At 70.6% G+C, this 18,131-nt stretch carries 18 protein-coding genes; all 18 read right to left on the bottom strand.

Going from position 1 to position 18,131, the window contains the following annotated elements:
- Window positions 1-48: 48 nt before the first annotated feature.
- The 18 genes from ABD793_RS09180 to ABD793_RS09095 all read right to left on the bottom strand — a co-directional run bounded on the left by ABD793_RS09180 (window position 49) and on the right by ABD793_RS09095 (window position 18,093).
- Window positions 49-840: a thiopeptide-type bacteriocin biosynthesis protein gene (locus tag ABD793_RS09180; RefSeq protein WP_344857578.1), complete on the bottom strand. Its 792-nt coding sequence runs from the start codon at window positions 838-840 to the stop codon at window positions 49-51.
- Window positions 833-3,073, bottom strand: a complete 2,241-nt coding sequence (locus tag ABD793_RS09175) for a hypothetical protein (protein WP_344857576.1) — start codon at window positions 3,071-3,073, stop codon at window positions 833-835. Before ABD793_RS09175 ends, ABD793_RS09180 begins: the two co-directional genes overlap by 8 nt.
- 5 nt (window positions 3,074-3,078) lie before the next feature.
- Complete coding sequence (locus tag ABD793_RS09170; protein ID WP_344857574.1) at window positions 3,079-4,560, bottom strand: SagB/ThcOx family dehydrogenase; 1,482 nt, start codon at window positions 4,558-4,560, stop codon at window positions 3,079-3,081.
- A complete protein-coding gene (locus ABD793_RS09165; protein WP_344857572.1) occupies window positions 4,557-6,884 on the bottom strand; it encodes a TOMM precursor leader peptide-binding protein in 2,328 nt (775 codons plus the stop codon). Before ABD793_RS09165 ends, ABD793_RS09170 begins: the two co-directional genes overlap by 4 nt.
- Window positions 6,885-6,896: 12 nt before the next feature.
- A complete protein-coding gene (locus ABD793_RS09160; protein ID WP_344857570.1) occupies window positions 6,897-8,612 on the bottom strand; it encodes an ATP-binding cassette domain-containing protein in 1,716 nt (571 codons plus the stop codon).
- The gene (locus tag ABD793_RS09155; RefSeq protein ID WP_344857568.1) at window positions 8,609-10,732 is read right to left on the bottom strand and encodes an ATP-binding cassette domain-containing protein; all 2,124 of its coding nucleotides are present in this window, start codon (window positions 10,730-10,732) and stop codon (window positions 8,609-8,611) included. Before ABD793_RS09155 ends, ABD793_RS09160 begins: the two co-directional genes overlap by 4 nt.
- Window positions 10,729-11,970 (bottom strand): cytochrome P450, encoded by a 1,242-nt coding sequence (locus ABD793_RS09150; protein ID WP_344857566.1) that lies wholly within the window; start codon window positions 11,968-11,970, stop codon window positions 10,729-10,731. The genes ABD793_RS09155 and ABD793_RS09150 overlap by 4 nt, the downstream gene beginning before the upstream one ends.
- 117 nt (window positions 11,971-12,087) lie before the next feature.
- Window positions 12,088-12,231, bottom strand: a complete 144-nt coding sequence (locus ABD793_RS09145; protein WP_344857564.1) for a thiocillin family RiPP — start codon at window positions 12,229-12,231, stop codon at window positions 12,088-12,090.
- Between the two features lie 51 nt (window positions 12,232-12,282).
- Window positions 12,283-12,432, bottom strand: a complete 150-nt coding sequence (locus ABD793_RS09140) for a thiocillin family RiPP (RefSeq protein WP_344857562.1) — start codon at window positions 12,430-12,432, stop codon at window positions 12,283-12,285.
- A gap of 17 nt (window positions 12,433-12,449) precedes the next feature.
- Window positions 12,450-12,596, bottom strand: coding sequence for a thiocillin family RiPP (locus ABD793_RS09135; RefSeq protein ID WP_344857560.1), 147 nt, complete (start codon window positions 12,594-12,596; stop codon window positions 12,450-12,452).
- 10 nt (window positions 12,597-12,606) lie between these two features.
- The gene (locus ABD793_RS09130; RefSeq protein WP_344857558.1) at window positions 12,607-12,765 is read right to left on the bottom strand and encodes a RiPP peptide; all 159 of its coding nucleotides are present in this window, start codon (window positions 12,763-12,765) and stop codon (window positions 12,607-12,609) included.
- 37 nt (window positions 12,766-12,802) lie between these two features.
- Complete coding sequence (locus tag ABD793_RS09125; protein ID WP_344857556.1) at window positions 12,803-12,943, bottom strand: thiocillin family RiPP; 141 nt, start codon at window positions 12,941-12,943, stop codon at window positions 12,803-12,805.
- A 59-nt stretch (window positions 12,944-13,002) separates the two neighbouring features.
- A complete protein-coding gene (locus ABD793_RS09120) occupies window positions 13,003-13,239 on the bottom strand; it encodes a hypothetical protein (RefSeq protein ID WP_344857554.1) in 237 nt (78 codons plus the stop codon).
- A 182-nt stretch (window positions 13,240-13,421) separates the two neighbouring features.
- Entirely contained in the window at window positions 13,422-14,573 is a 1,152-nt protein-coding gene (locus ABD793_RS09115; RefSeq protein WP_344857552.1) for a M20 metallopeptidase family protein, read from the bottom strand.
- Entirely contained in the window at window positions 14,570-15,178 is a 609-nt protein-coding gene (locus ABD793_RS09110) for a response regulator (RefSeq protein ID WP_344857550.1), read from the bottom strand. Before ABD793_RS09110 ends, ABD793_RS09115 begins: the two co-directional genes overlap by 4 nt.
- On the bottom strand, window positions 15,178-16,296 hold the full coding sequence (locus ABD793_RS09105; protein WP_344857548.1) for a sensor histidine kinase: 1,119 nt from the start codon (window positions 16,294-16,296) through the stop codon (window positions 15,178-15,180). The genes ABD793_RS09110 and ABD793_RS09105 overlap by 1 nt, the downstream gene beginning before the upstream one ends.
- 12 nt (window positions 16,297-16,308) lie before the next feature.
- On the bottom strand, window positions 16,309-17,166 hold the full coding sequence (locus tag ABD793_RS09100; protein ID WP_344857546.1) for an ABC transporter permease: 858 nt from the start codon (window positions 17,164-17,166) through the stop codon (window positions 16,309-16,311).
- A complete protein-coding gene (locus ABD793_RS09095) occupies window positions 17,167-18,093 on the bottom strand; it encodes an ABC transporter ATP-binding protein (protein ID WP_344857544.1) in 927 nt (308 codons plus the stop codon).
- Window positions 18,094-18,131 lie beyond the last annotated feature (38 nt).

Here is an 18,131-nt window from a genome sequence, read left to right as displayed (position 1 = left end):
GAATTGGTTTTTTCCGAATTTCCCGGTGCCGTTGGGCGTACCGCCAGGCTACGGCAGGTGCCGCAACCACAACAACCGCGCGATTTGCGCCTCCTCTCCGGGTACCACACCGAGGCGGTTGTTCATCAGGTGGATGTGCTGGAAAGCAGCTCGATAAGGGAGGACAGGACGTGGCGATTCGTGGTACAACCGCCAGAAAAGACCGGCATAACGGCGCAGTGGAATACCGATCTCGTCGACCTCCAGCAATCGGGAAACGCCGTCCTGGAGCCGGGTCGCTTTGGTGACCGCCGAGGGGTCGTCCGGGCGGGCGGCCGCCATCGGCGGCCGCCACACCGTGGTGCGGGCGCCCTTACCCGACCAGTACCAGGCGTACTGGTGCAGGAAACTCACCCGCTGTGCGGCCGGCAGGCCTGCCACGACCAGCGAGGTGTGCGCAGCGGCCTGGGTGACCCGGCGCGACGAAGCCCGGCCGGGCAGCAGTTTCAACGCGGTCTCGCTGCCGAGGTGCGCGATCTGCTCGGCCAGTTCGACGCCGGCGCGGCCGCGGAACTTCGCCAGCTCCGGCTCGTACCGGCGCGGCAGCACCTCGGCACCCCGCTCGGCGAAGCGCCGCTCCAGTTCGTCCGCGACGCCCTGCGCCGGCTCGGCCCGCACCCGCAACCGCAGCTGGAGCCCGGACAGATCCATGTACTGCAGGTAGAACCAGCGGCGCACGGCATCCCGGTGCCGGTCCAGCGCCGGACGCACGACCTCGTCGAGCAACCGTGTGACCTCTGCCAGATCCGACACGTACACGCGCCAGTACTGCCATTCCGGGTAGAGCAGTGTGTCAATCATGGGTGAACACCGTCAGGAACTCGGTGACCCGGCGGGCAGCTCCGGCCTCGCCGAGCGCGGGCAGCGCCTCGGTGAACTCCGCGGTGACCGCGTCGCCGAGGCCTTTCAGTGCGGTCCATGCCGCGAGCGGATGCGCGAAACTCAGCCATTGCGGTTTGCCCGACGGCGTGCCGTTCGCGGCGAGTCCGCGCACGAAGGTCTCGTCCGGCAGACCGTGCTCCGCACACAGCCGGCGCCCGGCACGCACGAAGTCCACGGTGGGCCCGTCGCCGACGTTCGGCAATGCCGACACCGGCAGCGTCCAGCGGGCCCGGCTCAGCACGAGCCTGCCGTCGCGCAGTCTGCGCCCCGGCGGACGCGGTGCGTCCCACGGGCCTTGGCACAGCCACGGATCCGAGAGCAGCTGCAGCACTCGTGGCACCCCGCGCAGCAGATGTGCCGGTACCGCGCCGAGGTAACTGAGCGCGGCGGTCCGGCCGACCGGGTCGAGGACTTCCAGCGTGTCCGTGGCCGGGTCGTGCCGCACACGGAAGCCGTCGATCGGCACCCCACCGGTTCCGGCGAGCGGCCGTTCCGCGCCCCAGGACAGCCACGGCGCCGAACGCACGGCCGGACGCTGGGTGTCGGTCCAGTCCGCGTGCGCCGTCACCTGGTACACCACGCAGCCGGGAAAACGCCGCGCGTGCAGCTCGGCCACCGCCGATTCCACCCGCTCGCGCAGTCCGTCCACCGCAGCCCAGCGGGCCACCGCACCGAGGTAACCCGGCTGGATCTGGTTCACCACCAACGATTCCCCGGCCGGCTGCCAGAACACCGCGTGTACCGGTGCGCCGATGCTGGGTCCGTCGAGGGCTCCCGGGGCGGGGATCGCGCACCGCGACAACCACGCCATCGGGTCGAGTTCACGAGCCGCGTGGAAGGCGAATCCGGCCAGCCCGCCGACGCCGCCCCGTCCGTGCTGCCGGACGAAGAACCGCACCAGGTCGTGATAACCGGCGCGCGGATGGCCGGTGCCCCGCAGCAGCCGAGCCATCCGGTCCAGTTCACCGGGCGCCCACTCCGGCAGCGCAGTCTCCGGTTCCGGACCGTGTGCCACCGTCTCGTGCACCAGCCCGAGACCCGCCGTCCAGCCGGCCCGCGCCGGATCGCGTTCGGCCAGCGTCGCGCGCAACCGGCCGCGCAACGCCAGCACCGCCTCGGCACGACGGCGGCCGTCGGCGGACTCGGTCACGATCTGCTCGGCCTGTCTGCCCGCCTCGGCCACCGGGGACCGCCCCCACGCGGTGAAGTGCCGGGGCTCGTCCAGCGTCCACGGTGGACACAGCAGGAAAACACCCTGGTCCAGCAGCCGGCGCAGGCTGGTGACCGGACAACGCAGTTCCCGGGCCAGTGCACTGAGCCGCCGGGGCCGCGGATCGAGCGGCACCGGGCCGGCCAACGCGGTGACCTCGTCCTCCCGGAAGTACACGCCGTGCCGGTGCAGGTACGCAGGCAACGGCGCGAGCCACTCCTCCCCGGCAGCCCGAGTGTCCACATTGGGCACCACGAGCGGATCGTCCTCGGTCGCGGCGAGCGCCAGCCGCGCGGCGACCCGGGAGGAGCTGACCAGCCGGGCATCCGCGCCGGGATCGGCCGCACCGGCGAAGGTCCCGACCCCGACCGTGGTCAGCGACCCGAACGGGCTGGGCTTCAGCGCGGTCCGGACCAGGTACGACACCGCGGAGCGGCTCAACCGGCCACGCGGCGAGCCGAGCTCGCTGCGCTCGCCGAACGAGGTGACGAACTCCGGGCTCGCCAACGCCAGCCCGGCCAGCACGTGCGGACGACGCAACGCGGTCGCCACCCCGTGCTGTGCTGCCGCCAGTTCCGAGGTCAGCGCCCGCGCCGCCTTCTCCAGCAGTTCCCGTTCCCGGACCAGCGCCTGGTGCCACTCGCCGAGCCGCTCCGCGTCGGCCCGCTCCAGCACGTCGCGGCCCAGCCGGAGCCCGGCCGCGTCGGTGCGGCCGTTGAACACCGACCGGCGCAGCCGGATCAGCCCACGCCGCTGGTCCTTGGACAGCCCATCGCGGCCGATGGCCGCGTGCAGTGCGTCGCACACCGGATCACGCAGCTCGGCACGCGACGCGGAAACGGCGTCGATCTCGTCCAGCAGTGCGACGGTCTCCGCCGCCCGCAGGCCGGACAGCACGTCCGCAGGCAGGCCACAGACCCTGGACACGACCAGCTCGGCCATCGGGGTCACCCCCTCCGCGCGGCCAGCGCCTCGGCCTGCCAGCCGGGATCGTTGCCCGGCCGCCAATCGAGCGCGCCGTCACCGCTCACCGGTGCGGGCAGCTCGTCCGGCGCGCTGCCGAGGATGAACTCACCGACCGACGATTCCCGCAGGTAGTCCAGTCCGAACGCACGGGCCGCGGCGTCCGCGTCCCCGCTGCCGAGCCCGCAGCCGGCCAGTCCCATCGCGGTGGCCACGAGGTACATGGTCTGGTACAGCGCACCGGCGTGCTTGAGCGTGACCGCGTACGCGATCGACTGGTACTTCCAGGCCAGCCGCTGGAACCTCGAAGTCATGGTGACCAGCAGGTCCGGCACTGCCTGCCCACCGGTGGACAGCGTGGCCACCCGCAGCAGTTCCTCCCGGTCAGCTACACCGGTGTTGATCAGCCGGAGGGCGTGTTCACCGGCGTCGTAGTGGTAGATCCCCGGCTCCAGCCCGGCGCACCGGCGCACGGTCAGGTACAGCTCCAGTTCGTAGCCCGCGCCGCCGCACGGATACGGCCGGCTGGACCCCTCGTACGGCATCCGCGCCTCCGGCCGCGGGCCGTAGGTGCCCCGCACCCGCGCCGTGCGGTAGAGGAATTCGCCGAGCTGGGCAACGGTGATCGGCTCGTCGCCGTATGCGCGGATCGACTGACGGGCCTCGATCGTCTCCTGCAACCCCGGATCGCCGTCCCGCACCCGGTCGAACTCCGGACGCGGCAACTCGATCCGCGGCCCCTCCGGAGCAGGTTTCACCGCGGGCAACGGCTCGATCTGCCCGACGTAGGGGAACCGGCCGCCGAACGGTTCGTCGGTGCGGCCGATCCGGCTGCGGCTGTGGAAGTACAGATCGTGCACGTCCCACTGGCGCAGCACCTCGTCCGAATCCACCGCGAAGCCGTCCTCGGTGCCGATGTCCAGGAATCCGGCACCGGCCAGCAACGCCAGCACCGGCACCAGCTCTTCGTCCACTTCGGACACCGGACGCGCGACCACGCCGAGTGCACCGGCAATCGCGTCGTCGAGCAGCACCGCGCGGTACTTCGACAGCGGAGACTCGAGCACGAGGTCGTCGCCACGACGGCGCAGCAGGCTGAACTTGCCCAGCCGCAACCAGGTCGTGCCGGTGAGATCCGGCGACGGCGGCCGCAGCTCGGTGATCCCGGTGCGCTCCAGCACCGCCGCCCGGCAGCCCGCCAGCCGGATCCCGGTGGCCAGGAACGGTTCGATCTTCGCCAGCACTCCGGCCACCGGGGAGCCCGGGTACTGCTGTGCCAGCTCCTCGGCGGTGTGCATCCCCGCCTCGACCCCGGCCAGCGCTTCGCGCATCGCGGCGGACACGTTGCGCAGCCGGTAACCCGCCCGATCGGCGAGCCCGAGCAGCACCTGGTCGTCCCGGGTCTGCAGGGCGACGTCGCGGCGGAAGGTGACGGTGCACTCGGCAGTGCGTTCGAGAGTGGTCATAGGAACATCGCAATCGGGTTGAGGTCGTCCTCGGACGAGGTGTGGTCGATCCAGCCGAGCTTGCGCGGCACGTCGTAGAGACGGCCGGGTGCGAAGCGGGGCCAGAAGTGCCGCATACCGGGCACCATCACGCGCACCACGGGCAGGCCGATGTCCACCCGGGTCTGGTCGAGCACCAGCATCTCCATACCGCGCTCGGCCACGGTCCGCTCCGCACGGAGCACGTCGTCACGAACATCGGTGGTGTCGTGCCGCGGGAAGTCCGCTGCCGTCCGCTTGGCACCATCCGCGGGCAGCACGTACGGCTGGTTTTCCAGCGTGGCGTTGCGCCACCAGTGCAGCTGGTCCGGATCGTTGTAGGCGTAGCTGCCGGACCCGTCGGCCTTCATGCCGATCACCGCGGGCAGGAACTGGTTCATCTCCGACAGCGCCCTGCCGATCGCGACCTCCACGTCGAAGTGCGCCCCGAGGGCGAACAGGATGTCCTGCGCCGGCTTGTCCCTGCGCACGGACACCGCGGCCACCGACGGGATGCCGAGGTCGTTGGTCAGGTCCAGCACCCAGGTGTCCCGGTTCAGCTCGTCGTAGCGCTGCTGCCACTGCTCGAAGTACGGAACGTCGAAAGTGGACAGATCGATCGCCGGACGGCGCAGCCGGTGATACCACCACATGGCCACGGTGTCGCGTTCCACCAGTTCCATGAAGCCCTGCAGGACAGCGTCCTCCAGGCTGGTGCCTGCCGCGCAGCCGTTGGAGTTCGCGCCGGCCTGGTAGGGGTTTCCCGGGTTGTGGTAAGCGAAGTACAGCCCCGAGGTGGGGAACAGCTTGCTGCGCTGCTCGGTCAGCGACCACAGCGGCGACCACTCGATCGTCTGCTTCGGGTCGAGGTCGTCGGCCACCCAGTGGAAGTGCGACGGGCGGGCGTTCCACTCGGCACGGTCACGGAACTGCGCCTCGCTGTAGAGGTGCACCGCGTTCGGGTGGACGACCTCGGCCGGGTCCAGGTCGGCGAACCGCGCTGTGCGCCGGGCCTCGTCGCCGTGGTGCAACCCGGAGTACCGCTCGATGGCCTCGCCGATTGCGGACGCCTTGGCCTGCGCGTCGCTCATCCCCTTGCCCGCACTGCAACTGCGCAGGCCCGCCCGCAGGTCGTTCGCGTTGGCCATCGGGATCGCGAAATTCTGCCCGGCGGTGTAGGTGTGCAGCCCCTCGACCTCCAGCGGCACCTTCACCAGGTTGCTGATCGGCCCGGTCACCGGGCTGATCAGGTGCTGGTAACTGGCGATGAACTGCTCCGGTGGTCCGGCCCGGTACCCGCCGTCGCTGCTGCCGGTGCGCGGGCGGGACTGCACCCGCACCGGCTGTTCCTGGCGCCGGGCCTGCAGATCCGGTTCACCGCACTGCGGGCACTGCGGGCGCCGCTGGAACGGGTGGTGCTCCTGGGTGAGACTGATCGTGTCGAGGGTGAGCACCTCGGACTGCCACGGCATGCCGTACTCGGCGGCCACCCCGCCCGGCGGCTCCGGCTGCGCGGCCCTGCCTGCGGCGAACGCCCCGGTGAGCCACTTGGCCACGTGCAGTGCGGCCAGCCGGTGCGCCAGGTCCCGCGTGACGTCCGTGCCGGTCACCGAGTTGACCAGCGCCGGGCTGTCCAGTACACCGCGCTGGCGCAGGTACGACGCCAGCACGTTCTTGTTGGCCAGCCGCACCCGCAGGCATTCGTAGCAACCGGTCACGTCGCGTTCGAACACCGGACCGACCCAGATCATGCTGCCCGCCGGCTTCACCGGCAGCCACGGCATGCCTGCCGCGTAGAACTGCTTGCCCCATTCGGCCAGCTCGGGGCGCAGGTAGTCGTCGGTGAGCACGACGGTGAATTCGGCAGGAGCACCGGCGTCGGTCACCACGCCGACGCCGAGACCGCGCAACGCCTCGGTGAACCCGGTCGCGTCGACCTCGCCCGCGGTGCGCACCCGCACGCTCGCCCCGGCCAGCCGCCGCACCGCGACGTCGCCGTCCACGCCGGTGGCCTCCCAGTAACCACCGACCCGCGGGTCGACGCCGGGATCGACCTCGACCACGTAACCACCACGGCGCAGCTGGTCCAGTGCGCCGTCGATGCGGGTCGGATCGTCGACGCCGAGCGCCGCCTTGATGTCGTCCCGGCTGTGGCCGCCTGCCAGCAACGGGGCCAGCTGCTCGACGAGCCTGCCGGCCAGCCGGGTCTGCGTGGTCCGTTCGCTGGTCAGGTACACCGCGTCCCCTGGCACCGCGAGTACCCGCAGTGACCGGTTGAACCTGGTGATCCGCTCGATTTCCGTCATGGGTTCATCCCCTCAGTCGTTCCGGCGGGCGGGGCCCGCGAGCCGGGCGAAGGCTTTCGAATGGCGGGACAGCTCGGCGAACGTGCCGATGTCCGCGATCCGTCCGTGTTCCAGTACGACGATCCGATCGGCCGAGCGGATCGTGGAGAGCCGGTGTGCCACCACGACGCGGGTCAGCCGCAACCGGTCGACCGCACACCGGACGAGTTCCTGCGCCGCCGCGTCGAGTGCGCTGGTCGCCTCGTCCAAGAGCAGCACCGCGGGCTGTTTTGCCAGCGCACGCGCCAGCAGCAGGCGTTGGATCTGGCCACCGGACAACCCGCAGTCGCCGTCGGTGACCTGGGTCTGCATGCCCATCGGCAGCCCGGCGACGACATCGGCGAGCTGGGCCGATTCGGCAGCCCGCCAGGCGAGGCCCAGCTCGACCTGCCCGGTGGCACCGCAGATGACCTCGGCAATCGTCCCGCGTACGAGAGTGGCATCCTGTGCCACGTAACCGATCCGCGTGCGCAGTTCGTCCACATCGGACTCCGTGAGGTCGGCACCGTCGACGAGCACCCGGCCGTGGTCCGGCCGGTCGAGCCCGAGCAGGATCCGCAGCAGGGTGGACTTGCCCGCGCCGGACGCGCCGACCACCGCGACGAACTCGCCCGGCGCGATCCGCAAGGAGATCCCGGACAGCAGGTCACGGGCCTGTCCTTGGTAGCGGAAGTGCACGCGGTCCAGCTCGATCGCGCCGCGCGGCGGCGGCAGCCGGCGCGCCACGACCGGGGTTTCCGGGCGGGTGGTCAGCACCGGCGCGAGCCGGGCGTGCACCGGGCCGATCGAGAACAACCCGACCAGCGCCTGCTGCAACCGGGCCGCGGTGAGATTCAACGTCATCGCAACCATCACCACGGTCCACTGGCCGGTGAAGCCGAGTCCGGCCGAGAGCGGCAGCAGCAGTGCGAGCAACGCCGGGTAGCAGGCCACCGCGAGCGCACTGGCCGGTTCCGCGTAACGCAGACCGGCGTCGTCGGAGCGCTTCTGCGCGAGGAAGGCCGCCCGCCACCGACCGGCCACATAGGACTGTGCACCGACCGCGCGTACGTCGTCGATGCCCAGCATCGCCGGATACACCGCCGCCTGCACGTCGTCCACCGCGGCGAGCACCTCGGTGTCGTGCCGCTGCTGACGCACGGACAGCCACAGCATCGCGGCCAGTACCAGGCCGAACAACCCGACCGCCGCGACCGCGAGCCACGGGTCGAGCAGCGCCAGCAATGCGACCGCGACCAGCGCGAACCCGGCGTGCAGTGCGGCGGTCAGACCTCCGCTGCCGAGCAGGCTGCGCAACTGCCCGACGCCACCGGCGAACCCCATCAGCCTGCGCAGCGGGTACTGCCGGAAAAACGGCGCGGGCAGGCTCAGCAACCGGTGCCACAGCGCCGATTCCACCCGGTCCTGCACCCGGTCGGTCAAGGTCAGCAGACCGCGTTCGACCGCGGCGGTGGTCAGCAGCTGCACCGCCAGCACCCCGAACAGCACCCCGGCGAGATACGGCACGGCGGCGCGGTTTCCGGCACTGATCGTGATCGCCAGCACCATCCCGGCGAGCGGCACGATGAAGCCGAACACGGTCGCCAGCAGTCCGGTCACCGCGGCCAGCGCGAGCCGTACCCGCTGTCCGCGTACCGCGAACGACAGCAGTCCGCGGCCGGTGGTGCCTTCGTGGGGCAGCGTGGTCATCCGGCCACCTCCACCAGGTCCCGGTATCCGCCGCCGTGCTCGACGAGGTCACCGTGCCGTCCGCGCACCAGCACGCGGCCGCGGTCCATCAGCAGCACGAGATCGTCCGGGCGGACCGCGGAAAGCCGGTGCGCCACCACCACCGTGGTGGTTCGCCTTGCCCGCAGCGCCGCGTCGATCCGCGTGGCCAGCGCCGTTTCGACCGCGCTCGTGGCCTCGTCCAGCACCAGCACCCGCGGATTGCGGGCCAGCGCCCGTGCCAGCGCGAGCCGCTGCCGTTCACCGCCGGAGAAGTTGCGCGCGTGCTGTGCGACGGACGCGCCGTCCACCCCGCCGCGCAATGCGATCGTCTCGGTGAGCTGGGCATCCGCCAGTGCCGCGGTGATCGCCTCGTCGGCCAGCGGGGTGCCCAGCTCCAGGTTTTCCCGCACACTGCCCTCGAAGAACGCCGGCCGCTGCGCGACGTACCCGACCACGAAGGACCGGGCCTTCGGCGGCAGGTCCGCACTGCGCCTGCCGTCCACCAGTACCGCACCCGACCACGGCCGGATCAACCCGGCAAGCAGTTTCGCCATGGTGGACTTGCCGCTGCCGCTCGCACCGACCACGGTCACCCTGGTCCCCGGCGGCACGTCCAGCTCCAGCCCCTTCAGCAGTGGCGTGGAGTTCTTGTCGTAGCCGTAACGCAAGCCACGCACGGAAATCCGGCCAGGGCCGAGCAGCACCGGCGCGTCCGCGTCGAACCGGTCCGGCTCGGCCTGCGCGACGTCGTCGTACCCGGCGAAGCTGCTGCGCAGGCCGCCGATCCGGTGCAGCCCGGTGACCAGGCCACCGGCGTGCACCTGCCACACCCCGGCCAGTACCGCCACGGTGATCACCTCGCGCGGCTCCCACAGTCCGGTCAGCGCGAGACCGGCGGCGAAGGTCAGTGCGTGCGCCGCGGTGACGCCGAGCCCGATCCGCTGCTCCCCCAACGCGGCCCGGCGCTGGGCGGCGAGTGTTTTCCGTTGCGCCGCGGACCAGCGCGCGAACGCCTGCGCGCCGCTGCCCTCGGCTTTCACCGTGTCGATGGCCGAAAGCACGTTGAGCGTCAGACCGTCGCGAGCCGACTGCTCGGTCATCAGCGTGGACTGCCGCTCGGTACCGGAATGCCGTCCTACGCGGGCCAGCAGCGCCGTCAGCAGGGTGCCTGCCAGCAGCACCGCGGCCGCGCCCGGCGCGAACAAGGCCAGCACCACGAGCAGTCCCAGCACCGCGGCGAGATGCACGCCGATCGGCAGGATGACCGACGTCAGCTGCTGGGCGATGGTGTCCGCGATCTGCACCCGTGCGGCCACCCCGCCGGTGAACCGGCGGTGGAAGTAGCTGCCGGGTAACCGCAGCAGGTGCTCGACCAGCTCGGTCGACCGGGCGAGCGAGGTGCGGAGCAGGGTCGCGGAGATCAGCCGCTGCTGGGTCCATGCGGCCACCGCCACCCCCGCGGCCAGCGCACCGAGCAGCCAGCCGACCGAAGCGTCCATTGTGGACCCGATGAGGGAACGAGCCAGCAACGCGGCGACCACGGTCAGCAGCGCCGTGCACACCCCGGCCAGCACCGCACCGACCGCAGGTACCGCACCGCGGCCGAGCCAGCCCAGCGCCCGCGAGGCGGCCGGCTCCGGCGCACCACCGGGCAGGAACTCCGGCCCCGGCCGCAATCCCAGGAACAGTCCGGAGAACCGCGTGCGGAACTCGGCGGCAGACAAGGTGTGCCTGCCGAGCGCCGGATCGTGCATCCGCACCCGCCCGCCGCGGCCGACCCGTTCCAGCACCGCGAAATGCCGCTGGTCCAGGAACACCACGCCGGGCACCGGCAGCGCGCGGAGCGTGGCGAGGTCGGTGGCAGTGCCGGAAAGCCGGACCCGCTTGGCGCTGACCGTGAGGCCGAGCTGCTGGCCACGGCGGGCCAGGGTCGCGGCGCTGATGCCGTCCCGGCCGCCACCGCACACCCGGGACAGCATCGCCCACGGCATGTACTTGCCGAACCCGGCGAGCACGATGCCGAGACAGGCCGCACCGCAGTCGGCTTCCTCGACCTGCCGGAACTCGGTGCCTGCCCGGGAGCGATAGCTCGTACTCATCGCGCACCGCTCTCGGCAGCTGCGGGTGCGAAGGTGACCGGGAGCAGCCGCGGGGTCGGGAACGCCAGCGACGCCCGCCAGGGCAGGTCGGCGAGCGGGCGGTCGATCCGCGGCAGACAGTCGTGCAGAGCGCGCAGCAGCGACTGCGCGGTCATCCCGGCGAGTGCGCTGCCGAGGCAGTAGTAGCTGCCGTGGCCGAACGCGACGTTGCCGGTGATCGGCCGGTCCCAGCGGAACTCCATCGGATCGGCGAACTTGCGCGGGTCGAGGTTGGCCGCAGCGAAGGTCAGGATGACCGTGTCGCCCGCGTTGAACTCGAGGGAACCCACCCGCACGTCGCGTGCCACCTGCCGGGAGCCGAACGCCACCGGGGTACGCAGCCGGATCGCCTCGGCGAACACCCGGTCCGCGCAACTCGGGTCGGCGGCGAGCGCGGCGGCGACCTCCGGCCACTCCTGCAGGACCACCAGTGTGTTGGTCAGCGCCGCGGTGACCGTGTCCAGGCCGGTCATGAACAGCAGCAGCACCATGTCCACCGCTTCGTCCACGGTCAGCTTGCCCGCCTGCCGCACCTGCGCGAGGTGCCCGATCAGGTCGTCGGCCGGTTCGGCCTCGCGCCGGACCAGCAGCCCGGCCACGTAGTCGCGCAGCTCGGCGAACTCGGCAGCGGTGATCGGGGTGCCCGCCTCCGGGTGGGATTCGGTCAGGAAGCCGGCGGACAACTGGTGCATCATGCCGGTGGCCCGCGCGGCCACCAGGTCGCGATCGGCAGGCGGAATGCCCAGCAGCACCGCGGTGACCCTGGCCGGCAGCGGGACGGCCAGTGCGCTGACGAACTCGGTACCGCCCGCGCGCAGCGGGTCCGCCAGCAGCTCGGCGACCACCTCGTCGATACGGGTCCGCAAGGTGGCCAGGTGACGGCCGGAAAACGCCCCGGTCAGCACGCTGCGTAACCGCATGTGCTCCTCAGGAGCCCGGACGGACAGCGTGTTGCGGAAGAACCGGACAAACTGTGGGTTATCTCGATGCACTGCCTCGGTGAAGACCGGCGCGGCCATCGGGACGTCGGGGTGCGTGCACAGCCGGGTCACCAGCTCATACGCGGAAATCACCCACATCCCGTCGAAGTGCACCACCGGTGCCCTGGTCACCAGTTCGGCGAAGAACGTCGGGGCAGCCATTCCGAACGGCTCCTGCCGCATGAAATGCTCCCGCAGACGCTGGACGATTTCTGCCATCCCCCAGTCCTTTCAGGCACGTGCTCGTCCGCACCGCGTGGTCGCCGCCGAAAATGTTTCACTTATGGACGGCGACCACGCGGTCAATGCGATTTCGCTGCTCTTACTGCACGCCGATCAGGTGGCGCTGCCGAAGGTGCCGAAGCACACCGGACAGCCGACGCTGCCCGCGGTGCCGAAGCAGTTCGCCGCTCCGGCGTCGGTCAGCTCCTCGATCACGAGCTCCTCGACCTGGGCATTCGGCGTGGTAGCGTTCTCCATGACATCCCTCCTTTCGAAGGTTCGTTTCGCCGCGGATGTCGAAGGGGAGTGTCAGCTCGAGCTCGCGGTGCCCACCGAGCCCGCCGAGCTCGGGCACCCCGCGGTGCCCACGGTGCCGACGCAGAAACTGCCTGCCTGAGCATCGGACAGCTGCTCGATCGTGAGCTCGGACGTCGCCGGCTCGCTGATTTCGTCGTTCATCGTCTTCTCCCTTTCGCTCAGTGCGAGCTGACCGTGCCGTAGCTGCCGGCACTAGACGGGCAGCCGAAGGTGCCTGCCGAACCGACGCACCATCCGGCGCCGGTCGCATCCGACAGCTCCTCGACGGTCAGTTCCTCGGTGAACTCGGTTTCCTGGATGTCCATGCCGAACTCCTTATGACCAGCTGAAAGCGGTGCCGACGCAGGCCGGGCAGGTGGTGGAGCTGAGCGTGCCGCCGGTGTTGGTGGTACCGGCACCGGCGACCTCCCCCAGCTCCTCCACCGTGATGTCCTCGGCGAACGCGGGCTCGGCCTGCGTGTCGAACTCGTTCATCTCGATCTCCTCGATGTGTGTGCGGTGCGGTGCGCGCTCAGCCGAAGCTGGATGCGGTACCGACGCTGGACGGGCAGCCCGCGGAGCCGACGCTGAACGCGGTACCTGCCGCGGTCGTCTCCACCAGCTCCTCGACCTGCAGCTCCTCCACTGCGTCGATGACGGTGTCTTCCTGCATTGCTGTTCACCTCCTCCCAGTGCTGCGCTCCCCCGGCGACGGGGAAGACCCGGCCGGAATCAGGCCGTGGGCGAGCAGGTGACGGTGCCGGGCGACCAGCTGTTGAAGTGGTATCGATACACATATTCGCCGTGCTCGGAGCCGAGGTATTCCCACTGCACCGTTTCGAAGCCGACCGAGCCGAATTGCGTATGTGGTTCACATTTCGGCGGCGCCGGGATCTCGGCGGCACTAGCGGTCATATCGGACATACCGAGCAAAGCGACAGCTGTCGCGACAATGGCAGTTTTCACCATTACAAAGCCCCCCAGGCTTCGATTCCCCAGACATTTGTGAATCGGGGTGTCAACCCCTACCCACAGCTAAAACGCTATACACCATCCGGGCCAATAGAGAGCAAAAGTTCGCTATATCACCCAGGTGGAGTAGTTAACTGACAGCTAACCTGGACCAAGATCAACCGACGGTGCCGGGACGCTCACCCGGCGGTTACAGTCAGTGCTGACCGGGCGGCGATGGTAAGTGCCGCCACGGCAGCCTGCAACGCAGACGGCTCAGGGGCGAAACCGGGTGAATGGTTCGTACCTCGCGAACCGACCCCGATCGTCCAGTAGCAGAGCGGGATCGATGTGCCGTCCGCTCGCGCGAGGAGATGGCCGACGTCCTCCGCCGCGGCCACCGGGGGCGTCCAGCCGACCCGGTCCGCGCCCCATTCGGCCGCGTGCGCGGCACGCACCGCGAGCACCAGCTGCCGGTCGTTCACCGTGGCCGGGGCCGAACGCACCGTGGCGACCTCGGGTGGCACCGGTGCCCCGGAAGCCGCGGCCTCGGCTTGGCACACCCGTTCGATCGCGGCGAGCGCACCGGACAACGCGCCCGCACTCGCGGCACGCACGCTGACCCCGAGCTCGACCCGGTCCGGGATGACGTTGGCCGCCTCCCCCGCGTGCACCGAGCCGACCGTGATCACCACCGGCTCGGCCGGGTTGGTCTCCCTCGCCACCACCGACTGCAGCCGCACCACCAGGTGCGCCGCCAGCACGACCGGATCCACCGCGAGGAACGGCACCGCGGCGTGCCCGCCCGTACCGTGCACGGTGATCGCCAGCTCTGCGCACGGCGCGGTGATCGGCCCCGGCGAATGTCCGATCCGGCCGACCGGACCGGGTACCGCGTGCTGGGCCAGCAGCACGTCGGGTGCGCCGAACACGTCGTGCACACCGGCGCTCTGCATGGCCAGCGCCCCGTCCAGCGTCTCCTCGGCGGGCTGCCCGAGCACCAGAACGCGCCCGCTCCAGTCCGCCCGGTTGGCTGCGAGCCGGGCGATCGTGCCGACCACGGCGGCCAGGTGCAGATCGTGCCCGCAGGCGTGCATCGCCTGCCCCGTGCTGGCGTAGGGCAGACCGGTTTCCTCCGCCATCGGCAACGCGTCGAGTTCGGTGCGCAGCCCGACGGTGCGGCCGGCGCCGTTGTCCAGCAACGCGACCACGCCGTGGCCACCGATCCCGGTGCGCACGGTGCAGCCAAGGGCGGTCAACCGCTCGGCGAACGCCGCCGCGGTCCGCTCCTCCGCACCGGAGAGCTCGGGATCGCGGTGCAGCTGCCGGTAGAACTCGACCAGGTCGTTCACAGCCAGCCGGCTTCCTCGGCGACTCGGTAGGCGGCCACCCGGTTGTCCACCTGCAGCTTGGTCAGCGTGCTGGACAGGTAGTTGCGCACGGTTCCTTCGGCGAGCGAGAGCCGCGTACCGATCTCGGCGGGGCGCAGCCCGGCGCCGGACAGCCGCAGCACCTCCAGCTCCCGGTCGGTCAACGGCGTCTCGCCGACGGCGAGCGCGTCGGCGGCGATCTCCGGATCGACGAACCGGCCACCCGCGCACACCTTGCGCACCGCCTCGACCAGGGTGTCCGGGGAGACGTTCTTGGTCACGAACCCGCGCACCCCGGCGCGCATGGCCCGCTGCAGGTAACCGGGTTTGCCGTAGCTGGTGACCACGAGCAGCGCGCAGTCGAGCCGCTCGTCCCGTACCGCCTCGGCGACCTCGAGACCGGACATCCGCGGCATGTCGATGTCCACCATCGCCCCGTCCGGCCGCCGGCTGCGGATCGCGTCCAGCGCGTCCGCCCCGTTGTCGGCCGCGGCGACCACGTCGATGTCGTCGGCGAGCCCGAACACCGTTTGCAGCGATTCCCGCAGCAGCGCGTGGTCCTCGGCCAGCACGATCCGCAACGTCATCAGCTCCCCCTCGGTCGCTCCAGTGGCACCCGGGCGGTGAGGACGAAATCCCCTTCCCGGGCACCGTGTTCCAGGGTGCCGCGCACCGTGGCCAGCCGCTCGGCCAATCCGGTCAGCCCGTGCCCTGCCCGTCCGCCGCCCGCATGCGGCCGGTCGTTGCGGATCCGCACGGTCAGCGCACCGGGTTCCCGGACGAATTCCACCCGGCAGTGTTCGGCGGCGCTGTGCCGCAGGATGTTGGTGCCGCCCTCGCGGATGGTCGAGCCGATCACCTCGGCGACCGGTGCGGGCAGCCCGTCCGGTACCGGGTCGGCGACCACCTCCACCCCGGCGAGATTGAGGATCGACGAGGTGTTGTGCAGTTCCCCGGCAAGGCTCGGCTGGCGGTAGCCCGCGATGACCTTGCGCAGTTCGGTGACCGAGCCGCCGGCCAGCTCGGCGATCTGGACCAGGTGCGCCCGCGCGGCCTCGCGGTCGGTGTCGAGCAGCCGCAGCCCCAGTTCGGCCTTGAGCCGCACCACCGACAGTCCGCGGCCGAGCACGTCGTGCAGATCGCGGGCGAACCGCAGCCGTTCCTCGACCACGGCCATCCTGGCCAGCTCGTCCCGGTTGGCGTGCACCTCGGCGGCGTAGGCGACCAGCAGCCCCATCCCGGCGAACACCGCGACCGTCACCACCGAACGCAGCAGCGCCTCGGCTGCGGCGGCCACGGAGAGTCCGTTCAGCAACGCGAGCCCGGTCGTGCAGATCAGCACCGCCAGCGGGAAGAGCCAGCGCTTGAGCCCGGTGAGGCTGATCGCGGCGACGCCCGCGACCAGTGCAGGCAGCGCCAGCCAGGCCGGACCGAAAACCAGCAGCAACGCATACGACAGGCTGGTGCCGATCGCCACGTCCACCAGGTGTTCGCCGCTGGCCGCCGAGCGGCGCACCACCGCCCAGACGATCCGGCCGATCCCGGTCAGCACCCCGGCCGCGGCCAGCACGGCGAACACCACGTCGACCACTGCCGGGCCACTGCCGAGCCACAGGAAGAAGGCCTCGGCGACGAACGCGACCGCGGTACCGAGGATCAGGAGCGCAACGACGCGGCCCACTGTCCCCGGGTGCCACCGGTCCACGTGCCCTCCTGCTCAGCTCGACCGCTTCGGATCCCACTTGAAGAAGCGCTTGCCCAGGCCGAGGGAAACGCCGATCCAGGCACAGAGTAGTCCCAGCGGCATTAGGCAGGCCCGGAAGGACTGCAGGAATCCGACCTGGTGCGGCAACTGCGCGGTGGCCGGATTCGACGCGAAATCCCGGCCGAGATACGCGGTGCGCAGAATTTCCACGACCGAACTGGACGGCAGGTACTGCACCGGCACCTGCAGGAAATGTGGCATCTCGGACAGCGGGAAAACGATTCCGGAGGCGAACATCATGAGGAACAGAAATGGCGTGACGATCCAGGTGGACACCTCGCTCGTGGGCAGCAGCCCGGACACGCCGACCGCGAGCAGCGCGAAGGTGAACGCGCCGAGCAGCACTCCGACCAGCAGCAACAACGGGTTCGCCGGGGCAGGTGCACCGAGGTATACCAGCCCGAAGACGCCGAGCACGACGACCTGCACCACGCTGGTGACCGACCCGCTCATCGCCTCGCCGGTCATGATCGCGGTGTCCGGCAGCGGGGTGCCGCGCAGCCTTTTGTAAATGAGTTTCCCGCGTCGGCTGGTGGCCGAGTTGACCACGTTGTAGACGATCCAGACGAGGACGAAGCCCATCATTCCGGGCAGCAGGTAAACCCCGCCGTCGATACCGGCGATGGAGTTCTTGCCGTGCTGGCTCGCGGGCAATCCGATACCGAGCCCGAGCGGAATGAGCACTCCGGTCAGCGCGAAACCGAGATCCCGCCAGTGCACCTTCTGCGACAAGAGGAATTGCGACCAGGTGTAGCGCCACCAGCCGAGCGAACGGCTCGGCCGGTTCAGCGCCGGGGTCAAGGCAGTCATCTACCGCTCCTTGCCGGCCGCAGTCAGCGCGGCCTCGTCTTCGTCGCCGGCAACGCGGAGGAAGACATCCTCCAGCGAGTTGCGCCGGACTTCGAGATCCCGCAGCCGGGCACCGGCGTCGTCCGCCCAGCCGATCAGCCTGCGCAGATCGGCCTGCGGATCGACGCTGGTCAGCTCGTGGTGGCGGCCGTCCTCGGCGACGCCGGCCACCTCGACCGGCACCGGCACATCGCTCGAGAAGGTGATCGTGGAGCCGTGGTCGGCACCGATCACCTCGGCGACCGACCCGTGCCGCACGATCCGCCCGCGGTCCATGATCGCGACCTGGTCGGCGAGGTACTGCGCCTCTTCCATGTAGTGGGTGGTGAGCAGGATCGCCATCCCTCCGGCGACCATGTTCTCCAGCACCGCCCAGGTCCGGCGGCGCGCCTGCGGGTCGAGCCCGGTGGTCGGCTCGTCGAGGAACAGCAGCTCCGGCCGGCCCAGCACGGCGAGCGCCAGATCCAGCCGACGGCGCTCCCCACCGGAGAGCTTGCCGACCCGGGTGTGCGCAACCTTGCCGAGGTCGACCAGCTCGAGCGCCTCGTCGAGACCGAGCGGATCCGCGGTGAACCTTCGCCAGGCCCGCACCGTCTCGGTCACCGTGAGGTCGTCGAAGAACCCGGCCTCCTGGAGCATGATCCCCATCCGGTGCGCGATGCGTTCGCGGTCAGCGAACGGATCGACCCCGAACACCCGCGCACTGCCCCCACCGGGCCGCCGGAACCCTTCGAGCACGTCCATCGTGGACGTCTTGCCTGCCCCGTTGGTCCCGAGCAATCCGAAGACTTCCCCAGGCCGCACGCTGAAACTGATCCCCTGAACGGCCGCGAACCCCCCATACCGAACCCGCAGCTCGTCCACCTGAATGATCGGTGTACTTCCCATACGAGGATCGTCCGCCGCCGCACCCCCGCACCGGCAGA

The organism is Amycolatopsis ultiminotia (assembly GCF_039536925.1).
Lineage (GTDB): Bacteria > Actinomycetota > Actinomycetes > Mycobacteriales > Pseudonocardiaceae > Amycolatopsis > Amycolatopsis ultiminotia.
The sequence above is the reverse complement of the archived record's forward strand: the minus strand, read 5'-3'. Positions and strand labels throughout refer to the sequence as shown.

Bases quoted from the DNA above. Each gene is read 5' to 3' on its own strand.
- ABD793_RS09180 (WP_344857578.1), bottom strand. From the start codon at position 840: ATGATTGACACACTGCTCTACCCGGAATGGCAGTACTGGCGCGTGTAC.
- ABD793_RS09175 (WP_344857576.1), bottom strand. From the start codon at position 3,073: ATGGCCGAGCTGGTCGTGTCCAGGGTCTGTGGCCTGCCTGCGGACGTG.
- ABD793_RS09170 (WP_344857574.1), bottom strand. From the start codon at position 4,560: ATGACCACTCTCGAACGCACTGCCGAGTGCACCGTCACCTTCCGCCGC.
- ABD793_RS09165 (WP_344857572.1), bottom strand. From the start codon at position 6,884: ATGACGGAAATCGAGCGGATCACCAGGTTCAACCGGTCACTGCGGGTA.
- ABD793_RS09160 (WP_344857570.1), bottom strand. From the start codon at position 8,612: ATGACCACGCTGCCCCACGAAGGCACCACCGGCCGCGGACTGCTGTCG.
- ABD793_RS09155 (WP_344857568.1), bottom strand. From the start codon at position 10,732: ATGAGTACGAGCTATCGCTCCCGGGCAGGCACCGAGTTCCGGCAGGTC.
- ABD793_RS09150 (WP_344857566.1), bottom strand. From the start codon at position 11,970: ATGGCAGAAATCGTCCAGCGTCTGCGGGAGCATTTCATGCGGCAGGAG.
- ABD793_RS09145 (WP_344857564.1), bottom strand. From the start codon at position 12,231: ATGGAGAACGCTACCACGCCGAATGCCCAGGTCGAGGAGCTCGTGATC.
- ABD793_RS09140 (WP_344857562.1), bottom strand. From the start codon at position 12,432: ATGAACGACGAAATCAGCGAGCCGGCGACGTCCGAGCTCACGATCGAG.
- ABD793_RS09135 (WP_344857560.1), bottom strand. From the start codon at position 12,596: ATGGACATCCAGGAAACCGAGTTCACCGAGGAACTGACCGTCGAGGAG.
- ABD793_RS09130 (WP_344857558.1), bottom strand. From the start codon at position 12,765: ATGAACGAGTTCGACACGCAGGCCGAGCCCGCGTTCGCCGAGGACATC.
- ABD793_RS09125 (WP_344857556.1), bottom strand. From the start codon at position 12,943: ATGCAGGAAGACACCGTCATCGACGCAGTGGAGGAGCTGCAGGTCGAG.
- ABD793_RS09120 (WP_344857554.1), bottom strand. From the start codon at position 13,239: ATGGTGAAAACTGCCATTGTCGCGACAGCTGTCGCTTTGCTCGGTATG.
- ABD793_RS09110 (WP_344857550.1), bottom strand. From the start codon at position 15,178: ATGACGTTGCGGATCGTGCTGGCCGAGGACCACGCGCTGCTGCGGGAA.
- ABD793_RS09100 (WP_344857546.1), bottom strand. From the start codon at position 17,166: ATGACTGCCTTGACCCCGGCGCTGAACCGGCCGAGCCGTTCGCTCGGC.
- ABD793_RS09095 (WP_344857544.1), bottom strand. From the start codon at position 18,093: ATGGGAAGTACACCGATCATTCAGGTGGACGAGCTGCGGGTTCGGTAT.